We start from the raw sequence: 3,821 nt of genomic DNA, 5'->3' as shown, positions 1-3,821 counted from the left end.
GATGACTTTGAAATCCTTATTAGTTTTTGTTAGGAAATAAGGTGCGTTTCCCCTGGATCTTGTTTTGGATCATGACTAATCTGAAAAAGCAAAAGCCTGAATATGTTTCCAGGCTTTTGCTAAGTAAGGAATTTAAGGCAATTTTTCAAGGTGAATCAAATTATTGCACACTCCATAAGTGCAGAGGTTAAGAAATGAGTAATGAAATCAAACTAGGCTTTTGTAACCCACCAGAACCAATTTATCTTTACGTCAAAAATGGGGAATCAAGCGGTGAATCCTTTTTGTGGTATCACTTCAACATCGACCAAGAAAAGACAATCCCAGTTCAACAACGTGGGTTAACAGGTTATTTATCAGAACTACGAGTGACAGCCAAAGAATTCAAGGGCAAGGACAATCTCAAGTTAGATATTGTTGTCGCTGCCGATGAAGTTTATGTAATCAGAACTGGCATTGAAACCAATTTCGCCAAAACATTTTTATTATCAGCATCACTTGTTCAAAACTTTTCTAAACCCCTGACTATTGCTGTTACCAGTGGTGAAGAAAATACCGTTTTCTGCCGATTGTATGATGCGACTACTAAAGTCAGAATTCGTAGAGAATGGAATCCTAACGCTGATTGGGGTGCAATCATTACCGAAATTCAATCTAGATTGAGTACATCTGCATCCCTTTCGTTAACACCAGAACAACCACCGCATTCTCAAGATTTACGAGTAAAACAGATTCGAACTTTGTTAAATTATCCGCTTGATTTGGTACGGGAGTATTTGCAGTTTCAAGATGTTGACCGTCCGAGTTTACTTCCACCTACCAAGATTGATTCTTTAGTAAAAACAATGTGTCTAGCTTGGGCTGCTGATAAGTTTGAAAATCCAAATGATGCTGAATCTTCGTATCAAAAGCAAGTGATTGATGCGGTCGTTAGTGGGGCTGATGAACTGGCAGCAATTCGCTCATGGATGCAGCAGTTAACTACAGTAAAAGCAGAGGTGGCTTGAATTAAGGAAAGAAGGCAGGGGTTGGAGGTTTATTCTTAGATTCCACACTCTACACCCCTACTACTTTTAATCCACATCCATGAATCACAAGAGATTATCCCATGAAAGTTATTGTCACAGTAGTTGAAAGAATCACAAGCGAAGCTCACATCAATATTTCAGATGGGCTACCGGAAGAAGTCATCAAACAGCAAATAGTAGACCTATACAACACAGGTCAAATGCAGACTGATTTAAATATTTTCCAAGTCGATTTTGAATCAATCAGCGCACGGATTGTTAACAGGGTTCAACAACCAGATTAAATCTAAGTTTTCTCTCAGTATTAAATTTTAGAGAGGGATTTATGACTAAAACTTTGACAAATCCAGAAAATTATACCTGTCATGAAATCGCCAGTATTTTATCTCTAAATCTATTAACTGTCCGGCACTGGATTCAAAGAGGCTGGCTCAAGGCAAATCAAAGTTGTCCCAAATACTATCAAGTCAAACCAGGGAATCTCAAACAGTTTTTAGAAAAACCACCGCATCAAATCAAAAAACGGATTACATCTCTTGATTCCCAAGCCATTAGTTATCTTTTGAAGGGAAAAGCGTAATGGAAGCAATCACCGAGTTAGAAAAATGCTGGTTTCTCTCGCCACCTTGGGGTCAAGAAATACCACCCGTTGAGGTCAATCTGCTAGAAAAAGTTTACCTCAAAAGTCTGAGAACATTCGGTTACTGCTTGGGGGTGCAGTGGTATGGAGATTATTGGAATTACGTTGTCGATGTCAAAGATGATTTCATCTATGCAACAAAACACCAAATCATCGGTACTGGTCAAATACAACCCCGAATCTTGAAAAAACCAGCTTTTGTTTTAGGCGATTACCTTCGGCACTGCGCGGGAGCGCAATCGCGTACTGTTGCAATTTCCCAATCGCGGCACAAACCAAAGGCTGATTCTGGGGATTGAGTTAATCGAGAAGTCCTGGTTTTACAAAGTCGAATTGGCATCACCTGCTTTTTCCCCACCATCCAGCATGACCAATCGCTTTTCATTGGTACGGGAAGAAGATTTAGTGCGGCTGAATGTCTAAGTCATTCAACTAAGTGTTTGAACAAGAACAGGAGAAGCAATCATGTTGACACATTTATGGCGTGACTCTGAAATTAATCAAATGGCTCAAGACGGGGAAGTAGGAAAGTACAGCATACCCAAGGGTTACGTGAATGCAACCCAAATGTGCCATGCAAATAACAAATCTTGGGGACATTACAAAGAAAGGAAATCTACAAAAGCTTACTGGGCAGCACTTTCAAACGACATCGGAATCCCGATATCGTCTTTAATCATTGAAATTGATGGCTATGGCAGTTCTCAAGGAACTTGGATTCACCCAGAGATAGCGATTGATCTAGCACAGTGGGTGTCTGTCGAGTTCCGCATTTGGGCCAACAGAACTCTAACTAAAGTAATAATCGCTGAGGCACAAATACAACCAATTCCTCAATCACCTAACCCTGCCCTCCCTCCTGTTGAGCAGCGTTTGCAAACTTTGGTGGACGCGATGAAGACTTTGGCTGACCTCACAGGTGGCAGACTCAACCCATACATCGAGCAGCATTTTAAAGACTTTGCCGCTAACCTACTAGCCGAACATAACCGAAAATTGCTAACCCCTTCAGAAGAGCGCTGGTTAGGCGTGGTCAACTTTGCAGAGAGTGAGCTTGGTAAAAAAGTCCCTCTCAGTGGTTCCCATTATCGGGGGCATTTGGGTACTTGGGTTCGGACGTTTTACCCGCAGTTGGGCGACCGTCAAGAGAATCGTCTGGTCAATGGCACTCAGCAATCAGTCTACATCTACGCCTGCTACGATCCTGCCATTGCTGCCGGACTGACCAAAGCAATCGAGGAGTTTTTCGCACACCCAAATCCAACTGCGGCACTCAAGCTTGCTGGGGCTTTCACTAGCAAAAAGCAAATGACGCTGGTGAAAAAGTAACAGCGATTGCTTAACGCGGGGGAGAGCATAAGCAATCGCAGCAAACAAATAGGTGTTGTGTATGTGTTCGCTACCAAAATAACATACCTATTTACAAAACTTAAAAGTCAGACGAGATACAGCAGTGCTGCGACAGGTTCATACATTAACAGGGGAAAAATTATGGATGCAATCACTTTTGATGAAAGCCACGCCAGTCCATTTGACCAGATTAAACAAGTTGATAGTGATGGGAGTGAGTATTGGCTAGCTACAGAATTATTAACACTACTGGGTTATCAAACTTGGAAAAGAATCAAGGACACCGTTGAAAGGGCAAAAATCAGCGCTAAAAATTCTGGCTTAGACCAATCCTGCCATCTGGTCGATGTCGTCCAAATGACGCAAATTGGCACATCTCAGGCATTTCGGGAAGTGCTGAAAGATTATAAGCTCTCACGACACGCCTGCTATTTGGTGGCCATGAATGGTGATCCTCGTAAAAGTGCGATCGCTGCCGCACAAAACTATTTCGCGGTGAAAACTCGTGAAGCAGAGTTAGCCCCGCAAACCTCAGAGCTACTTGCCCAACTCTTGGAAAAACTCGAACAGCAAAACATGGTAATTGAGGAACAGGGTAAGGCAATCGCTCAGTTGCAATTCCAAATCCAAAAGTTTCTGCCACCATCAACTGACTTCATACCCCCCGGTTGGGATGCCGAGGTATGGCGAACGCTTCCCCCGCAGGACAAGCGCCACTTCCGCTATATCTTCCGTCGTCGTAACTTCCGGCCTTCAAGGGGCGACAAGAGAGCTAAAGTGCTTGCTGTATAAGCTTCATAGCT

The 3,821-nt window shown here is 42.7% G+C and carries 7 protein-coding genes; all 7 read left to right on the top strand.

Translation table 11 applies throughout. From position 1 onward, the window contains the following. The first annotated feature begins 194 nt into the window (after positions 1-194). The 7 genes from AC5JL8_RS07045 to AC5JL8_RS07015 all read left to right on the top strand — a co-directional run bounded on the left by AC5JL8_RS07045 (position 195) and on the right by AC5JL8_RS07015 (position 3,810). Positions 195-1,007 carry a hypothetical protein gene (locus AC5JL8_RS07045; protein ID WP_495879071.1) on the top strand — a complete coding sequence of 271 codons (813 nt, stop codon included), beginning with the start codon at positions 195-197 and terminating at the stop codon, positions 1,005-1,007. A gap of 101 nt (positions 1,008-1,108) precedes the next feature. Then, positions 1,109-1,312: a hypothetical protein gene (locus AC5JL8_RS07040; protein WP_495879070.1), complete on the top strand. Its 204-nt coding sequence runs from the start codon at positions 1,109-1,111 to the stop codon at positions 1,310-1,312. Between the two features lie 41 nt (positions 1,313-1,353). Next, on the top strand, positions 1,354-1,608 hold the full coding sequence (locus AC5JL8_RS07035) for a MerR family transcriptional regulator (protein WP_495879069.1): 255 nt from the start codon (positions 1,354-1,356) through the stop codon (positions 1,606-1,608). After that, positions 1,608-1,967, top strand: coding sequence for a DUF1392 family protein (locus AC5JL8_RS07030; RefSeq protein ID WP_495879068.1), 360 nt, complete (start codon positions 1,608-1,610; stop codon positions 1,965-1,967). Before AC5JL8_RS07035 ends, AC5JL8_RS07030 begins: the two co-directional genes overlap by 1 nt. Then, positions 1,918-2,091 (top strand): DUF1392 family protein, encoded by a 174-nt coding sequence (locus tag AC5JL8_RS07025; RefSeq protein WP_495879067.1) that lies wholly within the window; start codon positions 1,918-1,920, stop codon positions 2,089-2,091. The genes AC5JL8_RS07030 and AC5JL8_RS07025 overlap by 50 nt, the downstream gene beginning before the upstream one ends. 42 nt (positions 2,092-2,133) lie before the next feature. Then, entirely contained in the window at positions 2,134-2,997 is an 864-nt protein-coding gene (locus tag AC5JL8_RS07020) for a KilA-N domain-containing protein (RefSeq protein ID WP_495879066.1), read from the top strand. Between the two features lie 162 nt (positions 2,998-3,159). Next, positions 3,160-3,810, top strand: a complete 651-nt coding sequence (locus tag AC5JL8_RS07015; RefSeq protein ID WP_495879065.1) for a BRO family protein — start codon at positions 3,160-3,162, stop codon at positions 3,808-3,810. Positions 3,811-3,821 lie beyond the last annotated feature (11 nt).

It is taken from the genome of Mojavia sp. (assembly GCF_059505145.1).
Note: the sequence above shows the minus strand (reverse complement) of the source record. Positions and strands in the feature narration are given on the sequence as shown.

What these genes read in the sequence shown, in the direction of transcription:
- AC5JL8_RS07030 (WP_495879068.1), top strand. Translation starts at nt 1,608, where the DNA reads ATGGAAGCAATCACCGAGTTAGAAAAATGCTGGTTTCTCTCGCCACCT.
- AC5JL8_RS07040 (WP_495879070.1), top strand. Translation starts at nt 1,109, where the DNA reads ATGAAAGTTATTGTCACAGTAGTTGAAAGAATCACAAGCGAAGCTCAC.
- AC5JL8_RS07035 (WP_495879069.1), top strand. Translation starts at nt 1,354, where the DNA reads ATGACTAAAACTTTGACAAATCCAGAAAATTATACCTGTCATGAAATC.
- AC5JL8_RS07045 (WP_495879071.1), top strand. Translation starts at nt 195, where the DNA reads ATGAGTAATGAAATCAAACTAGGCTTTTGTAACCCACCAGAACCAATT.
- AC5JL8_RS07020 (WP_495879066.1), top strand. Translation starts at nt 2,134, where the DNA reads ATGTTGACACATTTATGGCGTGACTCTGAAATTAATCAAATGGCTCAA.
- AC5JL8_RS07015 (WP_495879065.1), top strand. Translation starts at nt 3,160, where the DNA reads ATGGATGCAATCACTTTTGATGAAAGCCACGCCAGTCCATTTGACCAG.